This is a genomic window from Actinomycetospora sp. NBRC 106375 (assembly GCF_030269665.1).
Taxonomy (GTDB): domain Bacteria; phylum Actinomycetota; class Actinomycetes; order Mycobacteriales; family Pseudonocardiaceae; genus Actinomycetospora.
In genome coordinates, this window is record NZ_BSTS01000006.1 from 165,038 (window position 1) to 190,922 (window position 25,885).

At 74.9% G+C, this 25,885-nt stretch carries 21 protein-coding genes; 11 read left to right on the forward strand and 10 right to left on the reverse strand.

What is annotated here, in order from left to right; translation table 11 throughout:
• The first annotated feature begins 64 nt into the window (after positions 1-64).
• The 4 genes from QSK03_RS12260 to QSK03_RS12275 are packed head-to-tail and all read left to right on the forward strand — an operon-like array spanning position 65 to position 2,078.
• On the forward strand, positions 65-346 hold the full coding sequence (locus QSK03_RS12260) for an antitoxin (RefSeq protein WP_285652154.1): 282 nt from the start codon (positions 65-67) through the stop codon (positions 344-346).
• A gap of 2 nt (positions 347-348) precedes the next feature.
• Positions 349-1,164: an SDR family NAD(P)-dependent oxidoreductase gene (locus QSK03_RS12265; protein WP_285652157.1), complete on the forward strand. Its 816-nt coding sequence runs from the start codon at positions 349-351 to the stop codon at positions 1,162-1,164.
• Positions 1,165-1,200: 36 nt separating this feature from the next.
• Positions 1,201-1,596, forward strand: a complete 396-nt coding sequence (locus QSK03_RS12270; RefSeq protein ID WP_285652160.1) for a DUF3224 domain-containing protein — start codon at positions 1,201-1,203, stop codon at positions 1,594-1,596.
• 2 nt (positions 1,597-1,598) lie between these two features.
• Positions 1,599-2,078, forward strand: coding sequence for an OsmC family protein (locus QSK03_RS12275; protein WP_285652162.1), 480 nt, complete (start codon positions 1,599-1,601; stop codon positions 2,076-2,078).
• A 45-nt stretch (positions 2,079-2,123) separates the two neighbouring features.
• Here QSK03_RS12275 and QSK03_RS12280 read toward each other — a convergent pair whose 3' ends face one another.
• Positions 2,124-5,654, reverse strand: coding sequence for an indolepyruvate ferredoxin oxidoreductase family protein (locus tag QSK03_RS12280; RefSeq protein WP_502872162.1), 3,531 nt, complete (start codon positions 5,652-5,654; stop codon positions 2,124-2,126).
• 174 nt (positions 5,655-5,828) lie between these two features.
• Between QSK03_RS12280 and QSK03_RS12285 the strand changes: the two genes are divergently transcribed.
• Both QSK03_RS12285 and QSK03_RS12290 read left to right on the forward strand, forming a co-directional pair.
• Positions 5,829-6,320 (forward strand): Lrp/AsnC family transcriptional regulator, encoded by a 492-nt coding sequence (locus tag QSK03_RS12285; RefSeq protein WP_285652165.1) that lies wholly within the window; start codon positions 5,829-5,831, stop codon positions 6,318-6,320.
• Between the two features lie 17 nt (positions 6,321-6,337).
• Positions 6,338-7,141 carry a thioesterase family protein gene (locus QSK03_RS12290; protein ID WP_285652168.1) on the forward strand — a complete coding sequence of 268 codons (804 nt, stop codon included), beginning with the start codon at positions 6,338-6,340 and terminating at the stop codon, positions 7,139-7,141.
• Positions 7,142-7,159: 18 nt separating this feature from the next.
• On the opposite strand, the gene QSK03_RS12295 is transcribed toward QSK03_RS12290, so the two are convergent.
• Complete coding sequence (locus QSK03_RS12295) at positions 7,160-8,251, reverse strand: SPL family radical SAM protein (RefSeq protein WP_285652171.1); 1,092 nt, start codon at positions 8,249-8,251, stop codon at positions 7,160-7,162.
• Between the two features lie 122 nt (positions 8,252-8,373).
• On the opposite strand from QSK03_RS12295, the gene QSK03_RS12300 reads away from it, so the two are divergent.
• The 3 genes from QSK03_RS12300 (at position 8,374) to QSK03_RS12310 (ending at position 11,147) form a co-directional block, all read left to right on the forward strand.
• Positions 8,374-8,589, forward strand: coding sequence for a hypothetical protein (locus tag QSK03_RS12300; RefSeq protein WP_285652174.1), 216 nt, complete (start codon positions 8,374-8,376; stop codon positions 8,587-8,589).
• Between the two features lie 66 nt (positions 8,590-8,655).
• Positions 8,656-9,630 carry a phosphotriesterase family protein gene (locus QSK03_RS12305; protein ID WP_285652176.1) on the forward strand — a complete coding sequence of 325 codons (975 nt, stop codon included), beginning with the start codon at positions 8,656-8,658 and terminating at the stop codon, positions 9,628-9,630.
• Positions 9,627-11,147: a class I adenylate-forming enzyme family protein gene (locus QSK03_RS12310; protein ID WP_285652179.1), complete on the forward strand. Its 1,521-nt coding sequence runs from the start codon at positions 9,627-9,629 to the stop codon at positions 11,145-11,147. The genes QSK03_RS12305 and QSK03_RS12310 overlap by 4 nt, the downstream gene beginning before the upstream one ends.
• A 54-nt stretch (positions 11,148-11,201) precedes the next feature.
• Here the strand turns inward: QSK03_RS12310 and QSK03_RS12315 are convergent, their stop codons facing one another.
• From QSK03_RS12315 to rhaI, 7 genes are all read right to left on the reverse strand, one after another.
• Entirely contained in the window at positions 11,202-12,734 is a 1,533-nt protein-coding gene (locus QSK03_RS12315; RefSeq protein ID WP_285652182.1) for a DICT sensory domain-containing protein, read from the reverse strand.
• A 211-nt stretch (positions 12,735-12,945) separates the two neighbouring features.
• Positions 12,946-13,587 carry a LutC/YkgG family protein gene (locus QSK03_RS12320; protein WP_285652184.1) on the reverse strand — a complete coding sequence of 214 codons (642 nt, stop codon included), beginning with the start codon at positions 13,585-13,587 and terminating at the stop codon, positions 12,946-12,948.
• Positions 13,574-15,043 carry a LutB/LldF family L-lactate oxidation iron-sulfur protein gene (locus tag QSK03_RS12325; protein ID WP_502872165.1) on the reverse strand — a complete coding sequence of 490 codons (1,470 nt, stop codon included), beginning with the start codon at positions 15,041-15,043 and terminating at the stop codon, positions 13,574-13,576. The genes QSK03_RS12320 and QSK03_RS12325 overlap by 14 nt, the downstream gene beginning before the upstream one ends.
• A 23-nt stretch (positions 15,044-15,066) precedes the next feature.
• Complete coding sequence (locus tag QSK03_RS12330; RefSeq protein ID WP_285652187.1) at positions 15,067-15,828, reverse strand: (Fe-S)-binding protein; 762 nt, start codon at positions 15,826-15,828, stop codon at positions 15,067-15,069.
• Positions 15,829-15,883: 55 nt separating this feature from the next.
• Positions 15,884-17,332 (reverse strand): rhamnulokinase, encoded by a 1,449-nt coding sequence (locus tag QSK03_RS12335; protein WP_285652190.1) that lies wholly within the window; start codon positions 17,330-17,332, stop codon positions 15,884-15,886.
• Positions 17,329-19,380, reverse strand: a complete 2,052-nt coding sequence (locus QSK03_RS12340) for a bifunctional aldolase/short-chain dehydrogenase (RefSeq protein WP_285652192.1) — start codon at positions 19,378-19,380, stop codon at positions 17,329-17,331. The genes QSK03_RS12335 and QSK03_RS12340 overlap by 4 nt, the downstream gene beginning before the upstream one ends.
• Positions 19,368-20,534 carry an L-rhamnose isomerase gene (gene rhaI / locus QSK03_RS12345; RefSeq protein WP_285652195.1) on the reverse strand — a complete coding sequence of 389 codons (1,167 nt, stop codon included), beginning with the start codon at positions 20,532-20,534 and terminating at the stop codon, positions 19,368-19,370. The genes QSK03_RS12340 and rhaI overlap by 13 nt, the downstream gene beginning before the upstream one ends.
• A 192-nt stretch (positions 20,535-20,726) precedes the next feature.
• On the opposite strand from rhaI, the gene QSK03_RS12350 reads away from it, so the two are divergent.
• Entirely contained in the window at positions 20,727-22,043 is a 1,317-nt protein-coding gene (locus QSK03_RS12350; protein ID WP_285652198.1) for an MFS transporter, read from the forward strand.
• On the opposite strand, the gene QSK03_RS12355 is transcribed toward QSK03_RS12350, so the two are convergent.
• The gene (locus QSK03_RS12355) at positions 22,035-23,051 is read right to left on the reverse strand and encodes a LacI family DNA-binding transcriptional regulator (RefSeq protein ID WP_285652443.1); all 1,017 of its coding nucleotides are present in this window, start codon (positions 23,049-23,051) and stop codon (positions 22,035-22,037) included. The two genes, QSK03_RS12350 and QSK03_RS12355, sit on opposite strands and share 9 nt — an antisense overlap.
• Positions 23,052-23,247: 196 nt before the next feature.
• On the opposite strand from QSK03_RS12355, the gene QSK03_RS12360 reads away from it, so the two are divergent.
• Positions 23,248-25,884: a helix-turn-helix transcriptional regulator gene (locus QSK03_RS12360; protein WP_285652200.1), complete on the forward strand. Its 2,637-nt coding sequence runs from the start codon at positions 23,248-23,250 to the stop codon at positions 25,882-25,884.
• The last annotated feature ends 1 nt before the right edge of the window (position 25,885 follow it).

Sequence of the window (25,885 nt, forward strand, 5' to 3'; positions counted from 1 at the left end):
GCACCTGACACCACGGGACGTGGTAAGCAGGAGAGGACGCCACCGGAACCAGAGAGGTGACCCCATGGCACTGATGCGCAGGGTCGCGGCCCTCGGCGCCGCCGTCGCCGCCGCGCGGCAGTACGCCCGCCAGAACCCCGAGAAGGTCAACAAGTACACCGACCAGGCGGCCGCCTTCGTCGACAGCCGCACCGGCGGCCGGTACCGCAAGCACATCGACTCCGCGGTGCGCCAGGTCCGCAAGCAGACGAGCATCCCGGGACGCACGCAGCCGTTCCCGGAGCCGCAGTACTACGGCCCGCAGTCGGCGACGCGCTACCCGAGCCAGCGCACCGACCGCTCCTGAGCATGACGCGCACCGTCCTTGTCACCGGCGCCACCGACGGCCTCGGCCGGGCCCTGGCCCACGACCTCGCGGGCCGGGGCGACGCGGTGCTCCTGCACGGCCGCGACGACGAGCGCGGCAAGGCCGCGCTGGACGAGATCCGGCGGGGGACCGGCAACGAGGCCCTGTCCTGGTACCGGGCGGACCTCGCCGAGCTCGCGCAGGTGCGCGAGCTCGCCGACCGGGTCGCCGCCGACCACCCGCGCCTCGACGTGCTGGTCAACAACGCCGGGATCGGCGCGGACGTGCCCGGCGGCGGCGAGCGGCAGGAGAGCGCCGACGGTCACGAGCTGCGGTTCGCGGTGAACTTCCTCGCAGGCCACCTGCTGACCCGCCGGCTGCTCGGGCCGTTGCGGGCCGCGGGCGCCGACGGCGACCCCGCGCGGATCGTCATGGTGTCGTCGGCCGGGCAGGCGGCCCTCGACTTCGACGACCTCATGCTGCGCCGCGGCTACTCGGGCTGGCGGGCGTACTGCCAGAGCAAGCTCGCGCAGATCCTCGACGCGTTCGACCTCGCCGAGGAGCTCGATCCCGACGTCGTCACCGCGACCGCCCTGCACCCGGCCACGTACATGCCCACCAAGATCGTGCCCTCGCCGATCAGCACGATCGCCGAGGGCGTCGAGGCGACGGCGCGGCTCGCGGTCGACCCGGAGCTCGCCGGGGTCACGGGCCGGTACTACAACGGTCTCCGGGAGGCCGAGCCCGATCCGCAGGCCCACGACGCGCTGGCGCGGCGACGGTTGCGCGGGATCGCCGACGAGCTGACGGGTCCCTGACAACGGGTGTCAGCTCACGCGCGCGAGGATGCGCGGGTGACCACACACCTCGAGAGCGCCTTCACCATCGACGTCTGGGAACCGGCCGAGGGTGACGCCCTGGCCGAGCCCGAGGGCCGGGGCCCGGCGACCGGCCGGGCGCTGGTCCGCAAGACCTACACCGGGCCGCTGGCGGGGACCTCGGTGGCCGAGCTCCTCACCACCCAGGGCGAGGGCGGTGCCGCCTACCTCGCGCAGGAGCGCGTGGTCGGCGAGCTCGAGGGCCGGGCCGGAAGCTTCGTGCTCCAGCACGGCGCGGCAGGCGGCGACGGCCAGGAGCTGCGGCAGTGGGCCTACGTCGTCGCGGGGTCGGGCACCGGCGGGCTCGCCGGGCTGCAGGGCACCGGGATCCTCGCCCACGAGCTGCTGACCCTCGACTACGAGCTGCCCTGACCATGGCTTTCACCCGCGACCCCGACGGCACCCACCGCTACCGCGCGACGTGCACCTGGTCGGGCTCGACCGGCCTCGGCTACGACGGCTTCGTGCGCGCGCACCGGGTCGAGGCGCCGCCGGCGGCGACCGCGCTGGAGCTCTCCAACGACCCCTCGCTGCGCGGCGACGCGAGCCTGCTCGACCCCGAGCAGCTGGTGCTGGCCGCGGCGGCGTCGTGCCAGCTGCTGTCGTTCCTCGCGATCGCCGCCCGGGCCCGCGTCGACGTCACCGACTACCGCGACGACGCCGAGGCGACGATGTCGCACGACGAGGGCCCGGCCCGGATCGCGGCGATCGTGCTGCGCCCGCACATCACGGTGGCGCCGGGACCGAGCGTCCCCCGCGTGGAGCGCCTGGTCGAGCTGGCCCACAAGGAGTGCTACATCGCCAACAGCCTGGCCACCCCCGTGGCGGTCGAGCCCGTGGTCACCTTCATGTGAGCAGTTGGCGCCCTTAGAAGGGCGCCAACTGCTCACGTAGGCCGGTCAGCCCAGGAGCTCGGCCAGGCGGGCGCGGTAGCGGGCGACGTTGTCGAGCTTGATCTGCTCGTAGCCCCGGACCATGTCGGGCAGGGCGGCGATCTCCGCCGCTCGCTCGGCGTCGTCCATGGACAGTAGCGTCGGCACCAGCGCGCGGTACTCGGCCACCAGCTCCCGCTCGACGCGGCGGACCTCGGCGACGCCGAACGGGTCGAGCTTCGTGCCGCGCAGCCGGCGCATGGCGCGCAGGGTGCGGTAGCCCGGCCGGAACCAGCGGCCCAGCGTGATCTTGCGCTGCATGCCCGCGGCCCGCAGCACCGGCGGGTGCAGCTTCCAGGCGTAGCGCGCCCCGTCGCCGAACTGCGCGCGCACCGACGCGTCGAGGGCGGGGTCGAGCGACAGGCGCGCGACCTCGTACTCGTCCTTGTAGGCCATGAGCTTGTACAGCCCGGTGGCGAGCGCCTCGGACAGGCGCGGGTCGGCGTCGACCGTCGCCGCCACGACGTCCGCGTACTGCCGCGCGTAGGCCGCGTCCTGGTAGGCGACGAGCTCGGGCACCCGGATGCCGACGAGCCGCTCGAGCTCGCTGCCCGCGGGCGCGCCGATCGCGGCGACGATCTCCGCGGCCTCGGCCTCCCCGCGCTCGGTGAGGCCGGGGACGCCGGTGTCGGGACCCGTCCCGGTGGCCTGCCCGACCACCTGCGCGAACGCCTCGGGGTCGGCCACGGACTGGCGCCCGCGGCGGAACGCCTGGAGGTTCGTGTCCACGGCGGCGCCGTTGAGCGTGAACGCCTCCTCGATCGACTCCGCCGGCAGCGGCAGCGCGCCGGCCTGGAACGCGGCGCCGACGAGCAGCGTCAGCGCGAACTGGTCGTCGCCGAACAGCGCGTCGGCCAGCGCGCGGGCGTCGACGACGATCCCGACGTCGCGCCGGACGCGGTCGGTGATGCGCCGCAGCACGGCGTCCGTGTCCGGGAAGGTGACCGTCGGGTCGACGACCATCGCGCCCGTCGGCACCTTCGCCGACGACACCGCGGCGACGGTGCGCCAGGAGGCGCAGGTGGCGAGGTTCGCCGTCTCGGCCGCGACGAGGAGGTCGGCGCCGAGGTAGAGGTCGCACTCGCCCTCGGCCGCCCGCCCGGCGGCGTCCTGGGCCGACCGGCTGATCTTGATGTCGGAGATGACGGCGCCGCCCTTCTGGGCCAGCCCCGTCTGGTCCAGGCCACGGACGTGGCGCCCGGCGGCGAGGCCGGCGGTCGCGAGCACCTGGGACACCGTCGTCACGCCCGTCCCGCCGATGCCGGCGAGGCGGATCGTGAACGCCTCGGTGTCGACGACGGACCGCGGCCGCGGGAGGGCGTCGGCCGCCAGCGGGGCGAGCGCCGGAGGTGCCGCCGCCGTCCCCGGCTCGACGGTGAGGAACGCCGGGCAGTCGCCGTCCAGGCAGGAGTAGTCCTTGTTGCAGGACGCCTGGTGGATGCGGGTCTTGCGGCCGAACTCGGTGTCGACCGGCGTCACCGACAAGCAGTTCGACGTCTGGCCGCAGTCGCCGCAGCCCTCGCAGACCCGCTCGTTGATCATGACGCGGGTCGACGGGTCGGCGAGCGTGCCGCGCTTGCGCTTGCGCCGCTTCTGGGCCGCGCACTCCTGGTCGTGGATCAGCACGGTCACGCCGGGGGTGTCGGCGAGGACGCGCTGGGCCTCCTCGTAGCGCGAGCGGTCCCAGACGGCGACCCCCTTGGCCAGGCGCACGCGCCGGTACCGCGACCGGTCCTCGGTGGTGACGATGATCCTCGTGACGCCCTCGGCCATCAGCGACTGCGTCAGCGCCGGCATCGACAGCGCGCCGACGGCGTCCTGCCCGCCGGTCATCGCCGCGGCGCCGTTGTGCAGCAGGCGGAAGGTCAGGTGCGAGCCGGCGGCCACGGCGGCGCGGACCGCCAGCGAGCCGGAGTGGTGGAACGTCCCGTCGCCCATGTTCTGGACGAAATGGTCGGCCTCGACGAACGGTGCCATGCCGAGCCAGTGCGCGCCCTCGCCGCCCATCTGGGTCAGCCCGGTGACCTCGCCGACCTGCTCCTCGGGCATCAGCAGCACCATCGTGTGGCAGCCGATGCCGGCGCCGACGAGCGAGCCGTCGGGGATCGCGGTGGTCGAGGTGTTGTGGGGGCAGCCCGAGCAGTAGAACGGCGTGCGCTGCGCGCCCGCGACCGGCGTCAGCGACAGGTCGATGCGGCTGCGGCGGGCCTTCTCGTCGCGCCACGCGCGGACGCTCGGGACGTCGCCGTGCGCGAGGAGACGCTCCCCGACGCGGCGGGCGACGACGTCGGGGTCGAGGTCGCCGGCCTCGGGGAACATCGGCATGCCCTCGGGTCCCCGCTTGCCGTACACCCGCGGGGCGCCGGCGCGGCCGTAGAGGAGCTCCTTGATCTGGGTCTCGAGGAAGGCGCGCTTCTCCTCGACCACGACGATCTCGTCGAGGCCCTCGGCGAAGCGCTCGACGACGCCGGGCTCGAGCGGCCAGGGCATCCCGACGCGCAGGAGCCGGACGCCGCGACGCTCCAGCTCCGCCTCGTCGAGGCCGAGGGTGTCGAGGGCCTGGCGCAGGTCGAGCCAGCTCTTGCCGGCGGCGACGACGCCGATCCGCGCCGGGCCGTGCCCGACGATCCGGTTCAGCCCGTTGGCGGCGGCGTAGCGGCGGGCGATCTCGAGGCGGGCCCGGTAGAGGTCGCGCTCGATCGGGCCGAGCTTCGGCTGGAGCAGGGTCGCCGAGGGCGTGTGGACGTACTCGCGGCCGTCGATCGTGAGGTCGGGGGTGACGATCGCGAGCCGGTCCGGGTCGACGTCGACGGTGCCGGAGCCGTCGGCGACCGCGGTGACCATCTTCAGCGCGGTCCACAGCCCGCTCACCCGGGAGAGGGCGACGGCGTGGCGGCCGAGGTCGAGGACGTCCTGGGAGTCGGCGGGGAAGAGCACCGGGACGGCCATGTCGGCGAGGGCGGCCTCGGAGGCGCAGGGCACGCTCGAGGACTTCGCGGCCGGGTCGTCGCCGACGAACGCGACGGCGCCGCCGCGGGGGTGGGTGCCGGTGAGGTTCGCGTGGCGCAGGGCGTCGGTGGCGCGGTCGAGGCCGGGGGCCTTGCCGTACCAGTAGCCGACGACGCCGTCACGGGTCAGGCCGCCGGTGGCCGCGGCGAGCTGGGTGCCCTCGACCGCGGTGAGCGCGAGCTCCTCGTTCAGGCCGGCGGCGAAGACGACGTCGTTCTCGGTGAGCAGGGCGCGCTGGCGGGCGAGCTCGAGGTCGTAGCCGGCCAGCGGCGAACCCTCGTAACCGGAGACGTAGCCGCCGGTGCGCAGGCCGGCCCGGAGGTCGGCGCGGTGCTGGTCGAGCGGCAGGCGCACGAGGGCCTGGACGCCGGTGAGGTGCACGCGGCCGGCCTCGAGCGTGTAGCGGTCGCGCAGGGTCATCGGCCGGCGGGGCTCCCCGTCGTCGCCGTGGGGCACGTCGAGTGCGGGCGGGCGGACGTCGACGGTCATGGCGGACCTCCTCGGCGGAAGCGGGCTCGGAGTGGGTGGTCTCCGGCGGCCGGATCCACGCGTGTTCGCGGTGGTCGCCAAGCTAGGGAGTTACTCGCCAGTGGTCTACTGTCGTCCTCAGCGACTGGGCCATTGGCCCACTGCGCACCGGGCTTGACTGATCCGCTTCGGCCATTGGACGACACCGTGGACCTCGACGACCTCGATCGGGCACTGCTGCTCGCCCTGCTCGAACGCCCGCGGGTGGGGCTGCGCGAGCACGCGCGGGCCCTGGGCATCGCCCGCGGCACCGCACAGGCGCGCTTCCTCCGGCTCCAGGAGCGCGGGGTCATCGTCGGTTTCGCCCCGCACGTGGACCCGGGTGCACTCGGCTACGACGTGCAGGCCTTCGTCACGCTGCACATCACGCAGGGCCGGCTCGACGACGTCGCCCAGCGCCTGGAGGAGGTGGCCGAGGTCGTCGAGGTCCACAGCATCACCGGCGACGGCGACCTGTGGGCCAAGGTCGTCGCGCGGACCAACGCCCACCTCGAACAGGTCGTCCAGGGGATGATCGGCACGCCGGGCGTGGAGCGCACCCGCACGGAGATCGCGCTCACCGAGCGGGTGCCCCACCGGGTGCTGCCGCTGGTGCGGGCGCTGCCGCGGGGCCGGCGCGGCGGGTGAGTGGTCTACTCGGCCGCGTGATCGGTGAGCTGGCGCTCGACAGCGCGTCCGAGCGGGTCGGCGACGGGGTCCACGTGATCGACCTGTCCGACCGCTGGTGCCTGCAGGACGGGCGCCTCAACGGGGGCTACCAGCTCAGCGTGGCGCTGCGGGCGCTCGCCGCGGAGGTCCCGCTGCCCGATCCTGTCGTGGCGTCGGCGTCCTACCTGCGCCCGGCGATGCCGGGGCCGGCCCGGGTGCTCACGTCGGTCGTCCGGGCCGGGCGGCGCCTGGCCACGGGGACGGCGCGCCTGGTGCAGGGCGGGCCCGACGGGGCCGAGCGCGACGTCCTGAGGCTCGAGGCCACGTTCGCCGACCTCGCGGCGAGCCCGGCCGAGACCGTCGACCTCACCGCGCCGCGGGACCTGCCGCCCTTCGCCGAGTGCCGGACGTTCGGCGGCGAGGACGCGCCCCCGGACATCGCCTCGGTCGGGCGGCGGATGCGCTACGGGGTCGCCGAGATGCCGGGCTGGACCCGGGGGACGCCGTCGGGCGACCCGCGGGCGGAGTTCTGGTTCGCCTTCGCCGACGGGTCGGACGCCACGCTGCTCGACCTGGCGTTCGTCGTGGACGGCGCGGCGCCGGTGGTGCTGGAGCTGGGCCGCGGGTCGAGCACGGTCCAGCTGACGGTGCACCTGCGCGAGCACCCGGCGCCCGGGCCGCTGGCCTGCCGGACGGTGACGCAGCACCTGTCCCACGGCTTGCACGAGGAGGACGTCGAGGTCTGGGACGCGCGCGGCGTCCTCGTCGCCCAGTCGCGCCAGCTCGCCCTGCTGCTGTGAGGTGCCCTGCGGGCATCCTCACGTCCAGTACAGCATGCGGGCGGACGGCAGATGCTCGGCGAGCTCCGACGTCACGTGCGCCCGCAGGTCGGCCATGACGTCGTCGGGGTACACGTGCTTCACCGCGCCGAACTTCCCGCGCTTGGTGCGCCGCTGGTCCGGGTCCATCTCCAGCCGCGTGCGCGGGTACCAGCTCTCGAGGGTCTCCTTGCTGCCCGGCGTGAAGCGGTGGGTGATGCACTCGGCGGTGAGGTCGAGGTCCTCGACGCCGTCGAGAACGGCACCGACCCGTGCGAACAGATCGGTGTAGGCCGCCCGCCAGTCACCGACGGGCATGATCGGCGCGATCGTCAGCCCGACCGGCCAGCCCGCCTGCGCGAGCGTCGCCAGCGCGTCGATCCGCGCGGCAACGGGATCCGTCCCGCCCTCGAACCGGCCCACCACCGACTCGGGTCCGACCGAGAACCGCAGGCGCGTCCGCCCGCCGTGGGGCAGGTCGAGCAGGCCGTCAACGTCGGCGAACTTCGTGGTCGCCCGCAGCTGCACCGGGCCGCCGAAGTCGTGGGTGCCGACGTGGTGGACGGCGGCGGACAGGCTGCCGGTGACGTGCTCGATGCCGAGCGGGTCGGTGTAGCAGGACGCCTCGAACGTCGTCCCCTCGCCGGCGCGGGCGGCCGAGGCGGAGGTGATCGTGCCGTGCCCGACGTACGCGTCCAGCCCGTGCAGGATCGCGTCCAGGTCGCCGAAGACCCGGGTCACCGGCGGTCCGGTCAGCGACCCCGCGAGGTAGCAGTACTGGCAGTGCGCCGGGCACCCGCGGGCCAGGTCCACGCGCCAGTCGGCGCTCGGCGGGATGGGATCGAGCTTCCGCGCCGACGCCGGGCTCGTGACCACCGCCAGCGTCGACTTCGCGCGGGCGTAGGTCTCGCGGTCGGTCTCCCCGCGCACGGTGATCCGGTCGCCGCGGAGCAGCGCGACGTCGTCCACGCCCGCGGCCTCGCAGCGGCGGAGGATCTCGGCGGTGTGCGGGTGCTCCTGGGCGGACCGGGTGACGAGCACCTGCGCCGGGGTCCAGGGGCGGTGCCGGGACGGGGAGAGGGTCGCGCTCACGTCGTCGGGTCCCCCGTCCGGCGGCTTCCGCCCACACGAGGTGATTCGGCCGATGGTGGGCGGGATACTCGCCGACATCCGGCGTGGCGCCGGTCACACCGAACCTCGCGGGAGGCACCCCGATGTCCGCTCCGTCCACCGGCCCCGACCTGCGGCCCGCGGCCCTCGACGACACGGCGCTCGACGAGCTCCACCGCCTCGAGGAGCGGCTCGGCACGCCGGTCGTCGCCTACGAGGCCGCCAGCCCCTACGCCGAGCTCTCCGCCGACCAGCTCGCCGCGATCCAGCGCACCGAGTCCGCGCTCGGTGTGCGCCTCCTGGCGTACCGCCAGGCCTGACCTCCCACGCTCACCGCCGTAGGGTGGTCCGCGTCACAGCCCGACGACGCGGCGGAGGTGCGGGCGATGCCCTCGGTGGAGACGGTGCGCGGTCCGGTGGACGTGGGCGACCTCGGGACGACGCTCATGCACGAGCACGTCTTCGTCCTCACGCCGGACATGATGCAGAACTACGGCGACGAGTACTGGGACGAGGAGGTCCGGGTCGCCGACGCGATCGACAAGCTGCGCCGGCTGCGTGACCTCGGCGTCACCACGATCGTCGACCCCACCGTCGTCGGGCTGGGCCGCTACATCCCGCGCGTGGCCCGGATCAACGCCGAGGTCGACCTGAACATCGTGGTGGCCACCGGGCTCTACACGTTCGACGAGATCCCGCACTACCTGCACTACCGCGGCCCCGGCACGCTGCTGGGCGGCGACGAGCCCATGGTCGAGATGTTCGTCAAGGACATCCGCGAGGGCATCGGGGGCACCGGCATCAAGGCGGCCTTCCTCAAGGGCGTCGTCGAGGAGCGCGGCCTGACGCCGGACCAGAGACGGGTGCAGCTGGCGATCGCCGAGACCCACACGGAGACCGGCGTCCCGATCACCGTGCACACCAACAGCGCCCACCAGACCGGGCGGCTCGCCCTCGACCTCTACGACGAGGTCGGCGTCGACCTCATGAAGGTCGTGGTCGGGCACGCCGGTGACACGAACGACCTCGACTACCTGCGCGAGATCATGGACCGGGGCGCCACCATCGGCTGCGACCGCTTCGGGCTCGACCTGTTCAACCCCACCGAGCAGCGCGTCGCGACGATCGCGGCGCTGTGCGCCCAGGGCTACGCCGACCGGATCGTGCTGGCCCACGACGCCGCCTGCTACATGGACTTCTTCTCCGGCGAGGCCTCGCAGGCAGCGCTGGCCCAGGCGGCGCCGAACTGGCACTACGAGCACATCCACCACGACGTGCTCCCCGCGCTGCGCGAGCAGGGCGTCACCGAGGACCAGCTCACGACGATGCTCGTCGAGAACCCGCGCCGGTACTTCTCGTGAGCACCGAGCCGCTCGACCGCGGGGCCGCACCCTTCGACACCACCGGCATCACGCGCGGCGCCGACGGCGTCGCCCGCTACGACCACCTGCACCCGTCGGTGGTCGCCATGGTCCGGGCGTCGGTCGAGCGCCACCCCGACGTCGAGGCGCTCGTCGAGGTCGGCGGCGGGCGGGTGACCTACGCCGAGCTGTGGGACCGCGCGGCCCGGGTCGCCGGCGGCCTCGTCGCCGACGGCGTGAGCCGCGGCGACCGCGTGGCCTCCCTGCTGCCGGCGGGTCTCGACTGGGTGGTCGGGTTCCTCGGCACCCTGCTCGCCGGCGCCGTGGCGGTCCCGGTCAACACCCGTTTCGCGCCGCCGGAGGTCTCCTACGTCCTGGCCGACAGCGAGGCGGCGGCCGTGCTGCGACCGGGCGCGCCGCTACCGAGCGGGCATCCCGAGGCCCTCGACGACCTCGTCCCCGGCGACCTCGCGGCGATCTTCTACACCAGCGGCACCACCGGCCGGCCGAAGGGCGCCCGGACCACCCACGGCAACTTCCTGTCCAACGTCGAGACCGCGATCCGCGTGATCGGCATCGACCGCGCCGACGGGCCCACGCTGCGCAACCTCGTCTCGGTGCCGCTGTTCCACGTCACCGGCTGCAACTCCCAGCTGCTGGTGCAGCTCGGGCTCGGCGGCACGACGGTGGTGCTCCCGGCGTTCGACGGGGCGGCGTTCGTCCGCACGATCGTCGCCGAGCGCACCGACACCCTCGTCAGCGTCCCCGCGATCTACGGCCTGACCCTGGCGCGCGAGGACGTCGACGCCGACCTGTCGCACGTCCGGCGCCTGACCTACGGCGGCGCCCCGATGGCGCCCGCGCTGGTCCGCCGGCTGACCGAGCGGCTCCCCCGGGCCCGGCTCGGCAACGGGTTCGGCCTCACCGAGACCTCCTCGATCGCCACGTTCCTGCCCCACGAGTGGGCCGTCGACAACGCGGACGCGGTCGGGTTCGCCGCCCCGGTCGTCGACGTCGCCCTCACCGACGTCGACGACGCCGGCGTCGGCGAGCTGCTGATCCGTGGGCCCAACGTCGTCGACGGCTACTGGAAGGCCGCCGAGGCGACGGCGGCGACCTTCGTCGACGGCTGGCTGCACAGCGGCGACCTCGCCCGCGTCGACGACGGCATGGTCCGGATCGTCGACCGCGCCAAGGACGTGATCAACCGCGGCGGCGAGAACGTCTACTCGGTGGAGGTCGAGAACGCGCTGGCCGGCGCGCCGGGGGTCGCGGACGCGGCCGTCGTGGGCGTCCCGGACGACGTCATGGGCGAGAAGGTGGGCGCCGTGCTCGTCGGCGGCGACATCGACGTCGGCGCCGTGCTGGAGTACCTGGACACCCAGCTCGCCGACTTCAAGGTGCCGCAGTACGTCGTGGTCAGCCCCGATCCGCTGCCCCGCAACCCGGGCGGCAAGCTGCTCAAGCGGACCCTCCGCGACGGCACCGCCTGGGGCTCGCCGGTCCGGGGCCGCTGACCGCTATGTGAGCGAACTTCGGTGCTATAGCCCCCGAGTTCGCTCACGGAGGAACTAGCGGGGCTGCGGCACCTCGGTGGCGACGACGCCGTGCGAGCCGGGCAGCAGGTGGTCGGGGTGCTCGGGCTCGTCGTCGGCGTCGGCCCCGAACCAGGGGTGTTCGGCCGTGGTGTCGACGTCCCGCTCGTGACGGCTCGGCGCCTCACGGCCCGGCCCGGGCACGACCCGTCCGGTGCGGGTGCTGACCGCGGCGACCCGCTCGCCGGTGACCGTGCGCCCGGCGTCCACGACACCGGACCCGTCGGCCCGCAGCCGCGTGAGGGCGACCCGCAGGTCGTCCAGCGGCAGCGGCCGGGAGTGCGTGACGATCGTGGCGACGCCGGCGCTCAGGGACACGTGCGGGTAGCCGTCGGAGGAGAGCTCGAGCTGCTCGGCGATCTCGTCCCCCAGGCCCGCGAGGTGGCGGGGCGAGGCGCCGGGGACGACGACGAGGAACTCGCGGCGGTTCAGGCGCACCGCCGCGTCCACCGGCCCGAGCGGCTGTTCGAGGGCAGCCGCCACCTTCCGGGCGGCGTGGTACTCGGCGCGCGGCTCCTCGAAGGACGCGGCGAGGCCCGGCACGTCGACCAGCGCGAGGCCCACCGGGAGCTCGGCCGCGCCGCCGGGCGCCGCCCATCGCTCGAGGAAGTCCGGCGTCAGCAGCCCGCTCGAGGGGTCGGTCTCCGCGGAGCGCTGGGCGTCGGCGGCGCGGTGGGCGTCGGCGAGCTGCTCGCGCAGCGCGCGGCTGCCCGCCTGCGCGGTCTGCATGCGCGTGATCATGTATGCCAGCGACGCCGTCGCCCACGCCTCGCCGGGCGTGCCCCCGCTGCCCGCCACCTCGCCGCCGGCGGCCATGACCTCGCCGAGCAGCGTGTCGATGCGGCGCAGCAGGGCATCGGGCAGGCGCGTCCCGAGCGCCAGGCGCAGCCGGGCGAGCTCGGCGCCGGCCTGGACGTGCGCGTAGCCCCAGCGCCCCGCGAACTGGCGGCTCGCCTCCCGGTCGCGCTCGTGGGCGTCGTAGGCGTGCTGGTCGGTGGCCACGAGGAACGCTCCCGCGCGGGGGCCGACCGCGACCACGGTCCACTCGTCGGCGAGCTTCTCGTCGGGGTCGACCAGCACGGTGTGCACCCCCCGCGGCGGGGCGTGCTCCTCCCCGCGCACGAAGCCCACGACGACGTCGGCGCCCGCCTCGGCGAGGCGCTCGTAGACCACCCGTTCCCGCTCGAAGAACTCGAGGCGCTGGAAGAGCGCGACGACGACGGTCGGCGCGCCGGAGACCGGCGAGGAGACCACGGCCTTCTCGATCGCGTGGCTCACCGCGACCAGCAGGCGCTTGGGCACGAGCGACGGCCGTCCGCCCGCGGTGTGCTCCCACGTGTGACGGGGGTCGGCGTCCAGGCGCGTCCGTGTGGCGCGGGCGGTCGCCTCCGCGACGGCCTGCGACAGGGGACCGGCCACCCCGGCCGTGCCCCCGGCCGGCACGCGACGCACGGGCGGGACGGTCGGCACGGGGGCGAGCGGCGAGCGGCCGTTCGGGTGGCTGGTCACCGGGGGCTCCTGGCGGGTGGATCGACGCGGGTGGCTCGGGCCGTTCCCCGCCGACGCGTCCTCCACCCGCCGCCGAGTGGCCGAGCGACGAACGGCCCACGACGGTCGACGAAGAGACGCACGCCACCCGAACGGCCCGCACCCGCCCGAGGATCTCCCCGGTCACCCTCCGTACGTGAGCAGTCGGCGCCTCGATGAGGGCGCCGACTGCTCACATGGGGCCGACCAGCACCACGTCCAGGCGGCGGGGGCCGTGGACGCCCTCGACGCGGTCGAGCTCGATGTCGCTGGTCGCCGAGGGACCGGAGACGAAGGTCAGCGGGCCGTCCGGGTCGAGGCGAGCGAGGGCCTCGGGCACCGACGACACCACGGCGTCGGCGCGCACCACGCACACGTGGTGGTCGGGCACGAGGCTGATCGCCCGCCGCCCCTGGTCCGGGGCGAGCGCGTCGAGCACGAAGGTGCCGGTGTCCGCGATCGCCACCGCGGCCCCGGTGACGACGGCGTCGACCCGGTCGAGCTCGGCGACCGACAGCGGCGGCTCGTCGGGCCGGACCCGCGCCGTCACCGCGGCGACCCACCGCGCGGGCAGCCCGGGCGGCGCGACGAACGTCGTGGCCCCCGCCTCCTCGAGCACCCGCGCGACGGCCTCCGAGACGTCGTCCTCGTCGGCGACGCGGTGCACCGTCGCGCGGTAGTCGGTCAGCGTCTCGTCGAGACGGGCGACGACCTCGGCGCTGCCCGGGGCGAACGCGCCGGTGCGTCGATAGCCCCGCGGCACGTCCGGCGGCGTCGCCCCGCCCGCGTCCCGCGCCGCCCGCAGCCGCGCCAGGACCTCGTCACGTGCGGTCACGTCGGGCCCACCACTCCCTGAAGGTCTCGGTCGGCGGCGCCGGCATGTCGCGGGCCCCGAACCACGCCGACGCTCCCGGTCCCGGCACCGACCGGATCCGCCCCGACCGCCCCAGCAGACGCCCCAGCCGCAGCGCCCGCTCGGCGAGCGAGAAGCGCCGCGGCGACGCCATCGCGGTCGCCGCCGCGCGCATCGCGACGTCCTGGGCCGTCGGCCGCCCGTGCGCCTCGACCGCCGCCGCGCGCTGCTGCACGAGCAGGTGCGGGATGTCGATGCGCACCGGGCAGGCGTCGAAGCACGCCCCGCACAACGAGGAGGCGTAGGGCAGCGAGGCGTTGACGTCGTCGGGACCGTCGATCCCCGTGAGCTGCGGCGAGAGCACCGCTCCGATCGGGCCGGGGTAGATCGACCCGTAGGCGTGCCCGCCGGTGCGCTCGTAGACCGGGCAGACGTTGAGGCACGCCGAGCAGCGGATGCAGTGCAGCGCCTGCCGGCCGTCGGGCGAGGCGAGGACGTTCGACCGGCCGTTGTCCATCAGCACCAGGTGGAACGCCTGCGGGCCGTCGCCGGGGGTGACGCCGCTCCACGTCGACGTGTACGGGTTCATCCGCTCGCCGGTCGAGCTGCGCGGCAGCAACTGGAGGAACACCTCGAGGTCCGACCACGTCGGGACGATCTTCTCGACGCCCATCACCGTGATCAGGGTGTCGGGCAGCGTCAGGCACATCCGGCCGTTGCCCTCGGACTCGACGACCGAGATCGTCCCGGTGTCGGCGACCGCGAAGTTCACCCCGGAGATGCCGACCGTCGCCGACAGGAACTTCCGCCGCAGGTGCGTGCGCGCGGCCATCGCGAGCCGCCGGGGCTCGTCGGTCAGCGCCGGGTCCACGTCGGGCATCTCGCGCAGGAAGATGTCGCGGATCTCCGAGCGGTTGCGGTGGATCGCCGGCACGAGGAAGTGCGAGGGCGTGTCGTCGGAGAGCTGCACGATCAGCTCGGCGAGGTCGGTCTCGAGCGCGGCGATCCCGGCCGCGCCGAGCGCCTCGTTCAGCCCCGTCTCCTGCGTCGCCATCGACTTGACCTTGACGACCTCGTCGGACCCGGTCTCCCGCACGAGGTCGACGACGATCCGGTTGGCCTCCTCGGCGTCGCGCGCCCAGTGCACGACCCCGCCCCGCGCGGTCACCGACGCCTCGAGCTGCTCGAGGAGCTCCGGCAGCCGGGCCATGACGTCGGCCTTGACGCCCTCGCCGGCGCGGCGCAGCTCCTCCCAGTCGTCGACCTCGCCCACGACCCCGGCGCGCTTGGCCCGGATGGTGCGGGTGGCGTGGCCGAGGTTCTGGCGCAGCTGCGTGTCGGCCAGGGCCCGGTGCGCGGCGACGGGGAACGGCTCGGTGCCGCGCAGGTGGTGGTGCGGGTCCGACGCGACGGTCGGCATGCCGAGGTCGGTGGTCATGCGGCCGTTTCCGAGATCGGTGGTCACGCCGGCACCCCGTCGGTCGTCGACGCCAGGATCTCCGCGAGGTGCACCGTGCGCACCCCGGAGCGCAGCCGGGACAGGCCGCCGCCGATGTGCATGAGGCACGACGAGTCGCCGGCGGCGCAGACCTCGGCGTGGGTGGAGACCACGTTCGCCATCTTGTCCGCGAGCATCGCCGTCGAGGTCTCCGCGTTCTTCACGGCGAAGGTCCCCCCGAACCCGCAGCACACCTCGGCGTCGGGCAGCTCGGTCAGCGTGAGCCCGCGGACCTCGCGCAGGAGCCGCAGCGGCTTGTCCCCGACGCGCAGCATCCGCAGCGAGTGGCACGTCGGGTGGTAGGTGACGCGGTGCGGGTAGTACGCGCCGACGTCGGTGACGCGGAGGACGTCGACGAGCAGCTCGGAGAGCTCGTAGGTGCGGGCCGCGAGCTCCTCGGCGGCCCGGGCCAGCTTCTCGTCGCCGCCGCGGCGGGCGACCATCGCGTGCTGGTGGCGCACGCAGCCGACGCACGACCCGGACGGCGCGACGGCGACGTCGGCGCGCCCCGACGAGAGGGCACCGGAGAAGACGTCGACGTGGTGGCGCACGAGCGGCAGCGCCATGTCGAGGTAGCCGGTGTTGACGTGCATCTGGCCGCAGCACGTCTGGTCGGCCGGGAAGACGACCTCGTGGCCGAGGCGCTCGAGCAGCTCGACCGTGGCCCGTGGGGCCTGCGGAAACATCGCGTCGCCGAGGCAGGTGGCGACGAGGGCGATCCGCACGGGACTCCTCGCGGTCGTGGTGGTGGTCGGAGCAGTGTCCCCCGGCAGGGGGCGGTCAGCGACCGAGGCGGGCCTCGAGATCGTCCCATCGGCCCGGGTCGCCGCCGGGCGCGAACGTCTCGGTGGCGACGTGCCGCACGAGGAACGACCGCAGGTCGCGCAGACCGCCCGGGACCGCGCCGAGCGCCCGCGCCGCGACCAGCGCGTTGCCGGTGGCGGTGGCCTCGACCGGCCCCGCGACGACCGGGAGGTCGCAGGCGTCGGCGGTCAGCCGGCAGAGCAGGAGGTTGCGGGCCCCGCCGCCCACGACGTGGACGACGTCGACGGACCGCCCGGAGAGCGCCGCGGCCTCGCGGACCGCGCGCCGGTGGGCCAGCGCCAGGCTGTCCAGCACGCAGCGCACGATCCCCTCGCGTGTCTCGGGCGCCGGCTGGCCGAGCGCGCGCACCGCCCCGACGATCCGCGCGGGCATGTCGCCGGGGGCCAGGAACACCTCGTCGGCGGCGTCCACGACCGCCGGCGGCCCGTCGTGGGTCGCGGCGCCGGCGAGCAGCGGGTCGAGCTCCGGAGAGCCCCACGCCCGCAGGCACTCCTGCAGCAGCCAGAGCCCCGTGACGTTGCGCAGGTAGCGGACCGTGCCGTCGACTCCGCGCTCGTTGGAGAAGTTCGCCGCGCGGGAGGCCTCAGAGAGCACCGGGGCCTCGAGCTCGACGCCGACCAGGGACCAGGTCCCGCACGAGACGTAGGCGAAGCGGTCGGTCGTGGCGGGCACGCCGGCGACGGCCGAGGCCGTGTCGTGCGACCCGACCGCCAGCACCGGCGTCGCCGGGTCGAGCCCGGTCTCGAGGGCGACCGACGGGGTCACCGGCCCCACGACGGAGCCCGGGTCCCGCAGCGGCGCCAGCAGCCCGGGGTCGATCCCGACCCGGCGGGCCAGGTCGGTGTCCCAGCCGGAACCGTCCGCGGCGAGCAGGCCGGTGGTCGAGGCGTTGGTCCGCTCCGCGCCGCGCGTGCCGGTGAGCCACCAGGTCAGCAGGTCGGGGACGAGCAGCAGGCTCCGCGCCGCCCCGAGCTGCGCCGACCCGGCCGCCGCGACGAGCTGGTAGATCGTGGTGAACGGCAGCTCCTGCAGCCCGGTGCGGGCGTAGAGCTCGGCCGCGGGCACGACCTCGTGCACCCGCGCGGCCACGCCCGCGGTGCGCTCGTCGCGGTGGTGCACCGGCGTGCCGAGCAGCGCGCCGTCGGCGTCGAGCAGGCCGTAGTCGACGCCCCAGGTGTCGATGCCGATCCCGTCGACCGGTCCGACCGCGCCCAGCCCGGCGAGGATCTCCCGGTGCAGGCCGACGACGTCCCAGTGCAGCGTGTCGCGCACGCGGACCGGGCCGTTGGCGAAGCGGTGGACCTCGGTGAGCTCCAGCCCCGCCGCGCCCCCGACGCGGGCCCGCACGACCCGCCCGGACGAGGCGCCCAGGTCGACGGCGGCGACCGTGACCCCGGAGGTCATCGCAGGAAGGCCGCCGCGACGCCGGCGTCGACGGGGACGTGGAGGCCGGTGGTGTGCGACAGGTCCGCCGAGCACAGTGCGAAGACCGCGTTCGCCACGTGCTCGGGCAGCACCTCGCGCTTCAGCAGCGTCCGCTGCGCGTAGAACGCGCCCAGCTCGGACTCCTCGACGCCGTAGACCGCGGCCCGCTGCGCGCCCCAGCCGCCGGCGAAGATCCCCGACCCGCGGACCACCCCGTCGGGGTTCACGCCGTTGACGCGGATGCCGTGCTCCCCCAGCTCGGCGGCGAGCAGCCGCACCTGGTGGGCCTGGTCGGCCTTCGCGGCGCCGTAGGCCACGTTGTTCGGCCCGGCGACGACCCCGTTCTTCGACGCGACGTAGACGATGTCGCCGCCGAGGCCCTGGTCGACCATGCGCCGCGCCGCGGCGCGCGAGACGACGAACGAGCCCCGGGCCATGACGTCGTGCTGGAGGTCCCAGTCGGCGTCGGTGGTCTCGAGCAGCGGCTTGGAGATCGACAGCCCGGCGTTGTTGACGACGAGGTCGACGCCGCCGAAGGCCAGGGCGGCCGCGTCGAGGGCGGCCTCGACCGCCTCGGCCGACGTGACGTCGGCGGCGACCGGGACGGCGACGTCGGCGCTCCCGATCTCCCCCGCCACGGTCGTGGCCGCGTCCGCGTCCCGGTCGGCCACGACGACGCACGCGCCCGCGTCGGCGAGCCGGTGCGCGACGGCGCGGCCGATCCCGGAGCCGCCGCCGGTGACGAGCGCGATGCGCCCCGCCAGGGGTTCCGGCGCCGCCCGCCGCGCGAGCTTGGCCTCCTCGAGGGCCCAGTACTCGATGCGGAACTTCTCCCGCTCGTCGATCGGCGCGTAGGTGGACAGGGTCTCGGCACCGCGCATGACGTTGATCGCGTTGACGTAGAACTCGCCGGCGACCCGGGCGGTCGCGGCGTCGGCTCCGAAGGAGAACATCCCGACACCGGGGACGAGCACGATCGCCGGGTCCGCGCCGCGCATCGGCGGCGACCCGGCGTCGGCGTGGCGCTCGTAGTAGGCCCGGTAGTCCTCGCGGTAGGCCGCGTGCCGCTCGCGCAGCCGCGCGAGGACGTCGTCCAGCGGAGCGGTCGCGGGCAGGTCGAGGACCATCGGCCGGACCTTGGTGCGCAGGAAGTGGTCGGGGCACGAGGTCCCGAGGGCGGCCAGCCGGTCGAGCTCGGAGCGCGCCAGGAACTCCAGCACCGCGTCGGTGTCGGTGTAGTGGCCGACCACGCGCCGGTCGGTGGACGCGAGCCCGCGCAGCACCGGGGCGAGCGCGGCCGCCCGGGCGTGGCGCTCGGCCTCCGGCAGGGCCGCGAAGCCCGGGCGGACCGCCCCGAACGCCACCGACGGGTCGGTGCCGCCGCGGGCGTCGATCGCGTCCCGGGCCAGGCGGATCATCTCGAGCGACCGCCGCTCGCACTCCTCGGACGTCGCCCCCCACGCGGTGATGCCGTGTCCGCCGAGGACGACGCCGATCGCCTGCGGGTTCTCGCGGGCGACGGCGGCGATGTCGAGGCCGAGCTGGAAGCCCGGGCGCCGCCACGGGATCCAGACCACGCGGTCGCCGAAGATCTCCTTGGTCAGCGCCTCCCCGTCGGCGGCCGTGGCGATCGCGATCCCCGCGTCGGGGTGCAGGTGGTCGACGTGCGCGGCGTCGACGAGGCCGTGCATCGCGGTGTCGATCGACGGCGCGGCACCGCCGGGACCGTGCCGGCAGTAGTCGAACGCGGCGACCATCTCGTCCTCGCGCTCGACGCCGGGGTAGACGTCGACGAGGCCGCGCAGGCGGTCGAGGCGCAGCACGGCCAGCCCGGCCTCGGTGAGGGTCCCGAGGTCGCCGCCCGAGCCCTTGACCCACAGCAGCTCGACCTCGCGGCCCGTCGCCGGGTCGGTGGCGGTGCCCGTCGCCGAGGTGTTGCCGCCGGCGTAGTTCGTCGTCGTCGGGTCGGCGCCCAGCCGGTGGCTGCGGGCGAGCAGGTCGTGCACGGTGTCGCTCACGCGCCCCACCCCGCCTGCGTGCCGCCGACGCGCTCGGTCTCGAGGCGTTCCTGGTGGCCCGAGCGGCGGTAGGCGCCCAGGGGATCGGGGTCGAGGCCCTGCTCCTCGCGGACCTCGCGCAGCAGCGGGCGGACGTCGGTGGCGTAGGCGTCCATGAGGACCTCGTGCGCGCCGAGGACGTCGCCGCCGTCGCGGGCCGCGGCGAGCGCGTCCCGGTCGAGCACCAGCGCCTTGGCCGTGGCCTCCTGCACGTTCATCACCGAGCGGATGATCGCGGGGATCTTCGCCTCGATGTTGTGGCACTGGTCGAGCATGAACGCGATGCCCGAGGCCGGGGTGTGGACGCCGGCCTCGACGATCTCGTTCATGATCCGGAAGAGCTGGAACGGGTCGGCGGCGCCGACCATGAGGTCGTCGTCGGCGTAGAAGCGCGAGTTGAAGTCGAACGCGCCGAGCCGCCCGGCCCGGACCAGGAACGCGACGATGAACTCGATGTTCGTGCCGGGGGCGTGGTGGCCGGTGTCGATGCAGACCGTCGCGCGCGGTCCGAGCTCGAGGCAGTGCGCGTACGACGTCCCCCAGTCCGGCACGTCGGAGTGGTAGAAGGCCGGCTCGAAGAGCTTGTACTCGAGCAGGATCCGCTGGTCGTCGCCCAGGCGGCCGTAGACCTCCGTGAGGGCCTCGGCGAGACGGTCCTGCCGGGCGCGCATCGAGTCCTGGCCGGGGTAGTTCGTGCCGTCGGCGAACCACAGCTTGAGGTCGCGGCTGCCGGTGGCGTCCATGACGTCGACACATTGCAGGAGCGCATCGACGGCCTTGCGGCGCACCCGCGGGTCGGGGTGCGTCACCGAGCCGAGCTTGTAGTCGTCGTCCTGGAAGACGTTGGCGTTGATCGCGCCGATCCCGACGCCCTGCTCGGCGGCGTGCTTGGCGAGCTCGCCGTAGTCGTCGACGCGGTCCCAGGGGATGTGCAGGGACACCGTCGGTGCGGCGCCGGTGAGCCGGTGGACGACGGCGGCGTCGTCGATCTTCTCCCACGGGTCGCGCGGCACGCCGGCCTGCGCGAAGACCTTGAACCGGGTGCCCGAGTTCCCGTACGCCCACGACGGGGTGTCGATGCTCTGCGCCGCGAGGTCGCGCCGCACGGCGACCGGGTCGGTCATGGTCGACCCTCCTTCTTCGATCGTTTCAATTCGCAGGCTAGAGAGGCCGTGAGGGCCCGGTCAACGACGGCGCGGCACGTCGCAACGCTGGAGCGGTTCAGCAACATCGACACCTCGTGATGCCCTTGTGACCCGTACGACGCGTTCTTACGTTGCCTTGCTAATACGTTTCAACGACGACGAGGAGCCCGGATGTCCACGACACCGGACGCAGCGGCCGGTCCCCCGCGGGACGACGACACCATCAGCAGGCAGCAGTGGAAGTGGACGGGCCTGGCCGGCATGGCGTCCTACCTGGACGCCGGCTCCATCGTCGCCCTCGCCTCCGGCCTGACCGTGTTCCAGGATGAGTTCGGGCTCTCGGACACCGGCGTGGGCGTCCTCGCCGCCATCGGCCCGAACGCGATCGGGTGCGCGGTCGGCGCCTTCGTCGGCGGGCGGCTGGGCGACAGGCTCGGCCGCAAGCGCATCTACCAGTGGGATCTCCTGGTCTACGCCTTCGGCATCGCGCTGATCGCCCTCGCGGTGCACCCGGCGATGCTCTTCGTCGGCACCGTGATCGTCGGTGTGGCGGTGGGCGCCGACGTCCCGACCTCGCTGGCGCTGGTCGGCGAGTTCGCGCCGGACCGCGCCCGCGGCCGCCTGCTGGGCCTGACCCAGGTCGCCTGGTACGTGGGCCCGGTCGTCGTGCTGCTGCTGGCGCTCGTGCTCGACCCGCTCGGCGTCCTGGGCACGCGCCTGGTGTTCGCGAGCCTGTTCGTCGTGGCACTCGTGACCTGGGCACTGCGACGCGGGATCGCCGAGTCCGCCCGGTGGCGCTCGGCGAGCGAGCTGCCGGGCAACGCCGCCCAGCGCGTGCGCACCCTCCTGCGCGGCAACCACCTCAAGGCGCTGCTCTACACCGGCACCTTCTACATGTTCTGGAACCTGGCGGCCGGCACCGCCGGCATCTTCACGCCGTACATGGTCACGACCATCGGCGCCGGCTCGAACGCCGCGGGCGTCGCGCTGTCGTGCCTCGGGTTCGCCGCCGGCATCGTCGGCACCCTCGCGCTGTTCATGCCGTTCTACGACCGGTCGCACGGCGTCCGGAAGGGCCTCTTCGCCCTGGGTGCGGTCATGCAGATCGGCGCCTACGGGCTGTACCTCGTCGTCGACTTCACCGTGCTGAGCGTGATCGCGAGCGTCCTGCTCTTCTACGTCGGCAGTGCCGTGGCCGGCGAGGCGACGTACAAGGTCACCAGCCAGGAGCTGTTCCCGACGATGCTGCGCGGCACGGCGCAGGGCCTCACGTTCGGCGTCGCCCGCGTCGTCCTCGGCGTCTTCAGCCTCGTCGTCCCGCTGCTCTCGGCGATCGGCATCGTGCCGGTGGCGCTGCTGCTCACGTTCTTCCTCCTGGTCAGCGGCGTCGTCGGCTACCTCGCGATGCCCGACACCACGGGCAAGTCGCTGGAGCGGATCGAGGCGGAGCGCGCCGATCCCGCGCCGACGACGGTCGGCTCAGGCTGAGACCGAGCGGCCCGGGACGATCGTCGAGGCGCGCACGACGAGCTCCGGGTCGAACACCACCTGGCGGTGCTCGTGCCCGTCCCCCGCGGCGACCTCCGCGAGCAGGAGGTCGACCGCGGTGCGCCCGAGGAGGTCCCGGGGCTGCGCCACCGAGGTCAGCGGGACGGCCGCGGCCTCGGCGAACTCGATGTCGTCGTAGCCCACGATCGCGAGGTCGTCGGGGACGCGCAGCCCCCAGTGCACGCTGCGCTGCAGCAGGCCGAGGGCGAGCAGGTCGTTGGCGCAGAAGACACCGGTCGGGCGGCGCCGGGCCGGCAGGCCCGCCAGCCGCTCCCCCGCGCGACGCCCCTCGGCGACCGTGAGGCCGGCGGTCTCGAGGACGACGAGATCCTCGGGGTCCCGCCCGGCGTGCTCGAGCGCGGCGCGGGCGCCGGTGACGCGGTCGGCGACCTGCCCGAGCGTCGCCGGACCGCCGACCACCGCGATGCGCTCGTGCCCGAGCTCGACGAGGTGGCCCACCGCGAGGGCGCCCCCGGTGACGTCGTCGACGGTCACCGAGCAGTGCGTCGGGCCCGCCCGGCGGTCGACCACGACCACCGGCGTGCCGCGCCGGGGCAGGGACTGCAGCCGCGCGTCGGCGTCGTCGACCGGGGTCACCAGGACGCCCTGCACCCGCTGCTCGGCGAGCAGGTCGAGGTAGCGCGCCTGGCGCCCGGCGTCGCCGCCGCAGTCGCAGAGGTAGGTCGCGAGCCCGGCGGCGTCCGCCCCGTGCTGGACGCCGGCCGCCACGTCGGTGAAGAACGGGTTGGCGGCGTCGAGCACGACGTACGCGAGGCTGCGGCTGCGTCCCGACCGCAGGTGGCGGGCGGACTCGTTACGGACGAAGCCCAGCTCGGCGATCGCCGACTCGACCCGCTCGCGCGTGGCGGGGCTGACCCGCTCCGGGCGGTTGAGGACGTTGGACACGGTGCCGAGCGAGACGCCGGCGCGCGCCGCGACGTCCTTCATCCCCGGTCCGCTCGATCCGCCCACCCCGCCATCATGCCGTCGCGCTCCGGGCCGAAGTATCTGTGACCCCTGGTTACCTGAATGCCTACGCACTTCTACGCAATGCGGTGCGGGATGCTTCCACCGGGACCGTCCGGGTGACGACACTGCTCGCGCACGCGATCAAGGAGGGGTCGGGGCGGGAAGGAGGCGACGCATGGCCGAGAGCCGACCGCTGGTCGGGCGATCGGAGGCGCTCGCCGCCGCCGTGGCCGCGGGCGGGGACGAGCGCGTCGCCGCCGTCGTCGTGGGCGGGCCGTCCGGAGTGGGACGCACCCGCTTCGCCCGCACCGCGTTCGCCGCCCTGGGCGCCGCCGGCGAGTGGCGCGCCGACACGATCATGACCAGCTCGGTGACCGCCGACATCCCGCTCGGGGCGCTCGGGCACCTCGTCGGCGACCTCGACCCCGGGCTCACCGACACCGCGGGGCTGCTCCGCGAGGCGCGACGGCATCTGGCCGGCGGATCCCCGCGCCGCCTGCTGCTCATCGACGACGCGCACCTGCTCGACCCCACCTCGGCGGTGGTGCTCGCCCAGCTGGCCCGCACCGGGCACGCGTTCCTCCTGCTCACCGCGCCGACCGGCGCCGTCTCCCCCGAGCCGCTGCACACCCTCTACCGGGACGGGTACGCCACCCGCCTGGAGCTCGCCGAGCTCGACCGGGCGCAGTCCGACCACCTCGTCGAGACGGCCCTCGAGGGGCACGTCGACGGCGTGACGCTCGACCGGCTCTGGGAGCTGTCGCTGGGCAACCCGCGCTTCCTCTGCGAGCTCATGGACGGTGCGCGCGACGACGGCGCCCTGCACCGGGCCGGGTCGGTCTGGCGGTGGGACCCGCCCCGGCACCCGCCGCGGCGCCTGATGGAGCTGCTCACCGCGCGGGTCGGCGGGCTCGCCCCGATCGAGCAGGACCTCATGCGCACGCTGGCGTTCGGGCAGCCGTTGGGCAGCGAGGTCGTCGCCGCCCTCTTCCCGGTGGTGACCCTGGAACGCCTCGAGTCCGAGGGGCTCGTCACGTCGGTCCGGGACGGCCGGCGCCTCGAGATCTCCCTGGCCCACCCGCTCTACACCGAGCTCCTGCGCAGCCGCGCCACCCCGCTCCAGGAGCGGGAGGCCTACCGGCGCCTGCGGGCCGCCATGGAGACGTCGGGCTCGCGCCGCGCCGGCGACCGGCACCGCCTGCTGGCGTGGCGCGCCGCCGAGGGCCTGGCCACCGACCCGACCGAGCTGCTCGACGCCGCGAGCAGCGTGAGCGGTCGCGAGCCCCGAACGGCCGAGCGCCTCCTGCGCGCCGCGGCCGACCACGGCGCCGGGTTCGAGGTGCTGTGGCGGCTGGGCCTGCTGCGCATCGAGCTGGGCATGTTCGACCCCGCCGAGACCGCCCTCGCGAGCGCCGCCAAGCTCGCCGAGGCCAGCGACGCGGTCGGGCTCGACCGGTCCACCGCGCCCGATCCGCTGCTCGTGGCCACCGCTCGCTGCCGGAACCTCTTCTGGGGGCTGCGCGACGAGCCCGGCGCCCGGGCCGCGGCGACGGCGGCCCTCGCGGCGGCCGCCGACCGCGGCACCGACGGCGGCGAGCTGGCCGCCGCCCTGCGGGGCTTCACGGCCTACATCGGCCACCGGCCCGCCGAGGCGCTCGCCGCCGTGGCGCCCCTCCTCGCGTCACCGGGGACCGACGACCACGCCACGACCGCCGCGCTCGCCGTCGCCGCCCTGGCCCACGTCGAGCTCGGCGAGGGCGAGCGCGCCGTCGCCCTGGCCACCCGCGGCCTCGCGGCACCCTTCGACGGCGGGCGCGGCTGGCTCACCCTCGAGCTGCGCATCGCCCGGTGGCTCGCCGCCCTCGGGACGGGCCGCCTCGACGAGGCCGAGGAGCTCGCGCGCGACTGGCACACCGAGGCCGGCCCGACCGGGGTCGGCGAGCACATCTCGCTGTACCTGAGCTGGCTCGGCATCGTGGCCGGCCGGCGCGGGCGGCTGCAGACCGCGGTGCGTCTCCTGCACGAGGCCGCCTCGGGGGTCTCGGCGCGCCGCTTCCCGTTCACGGCCCCGCTGGTCGCCGAGCTCGCCGTCGCGCTGGCCGGCGTCGGGCGCACCACCGAGGCCCAGGACGTGCTCGCCGAGGTGCACGGCACGTCCACCAGCCCGCTGGCGGGATGGCTGCAGGGCGCTCAGGTCTGGCTCGCCGGCGTCGACGGCCGGGTCAGCCGGGCCACCGAGCTGGCTCTCGACGACCGCCCGGCCGCGTCGTACGCCGACCGCCTCCAGGCGCTCCACACCGCGGTCCGGCTGGGCGCCGGGCGCGCGGTGATCACCCTGCTCGACGACCTCGCCGACCGCGGCGACGGCGACCTCCCCGGTCTCTGCGCGGGCCACGCCCGCGCCCTCGCCGCCGGTCACGGCACCGCGCTGGACGCGGTGGCGGGCGGGTTCGCCGAGCTGGGCCACGTCCTGGTCGCCGCCGAGGTCTACGCGCAGGCCTGCGCCGCGCACCGCGCGGCCGGGCACACCGGGGCCGCCGGGTGGTCCGCCTCCCGCAGCCGCGCCGCCACCGAGGCGTGCGAGGGCGCGGAGACGCCCGCGGCGGGGCTGCTCGAGCGCACCGGCGAGCTCACGCCGCGCGAGGCGGAGATCGCCGCGCTCGCCGCGGGCGGTCTGACCAGCCGCGCGATCGCCGACCAGCTCGTCATCTCCGTGCGCACGGTCAACAACGTGCTCCGCTCGGTCTACGCCAAGCTCGGCGTCTCCGGGCGCCGCGAGCTCACCGAGGCGCTCGGGCTCCGCTCGGTCTGAC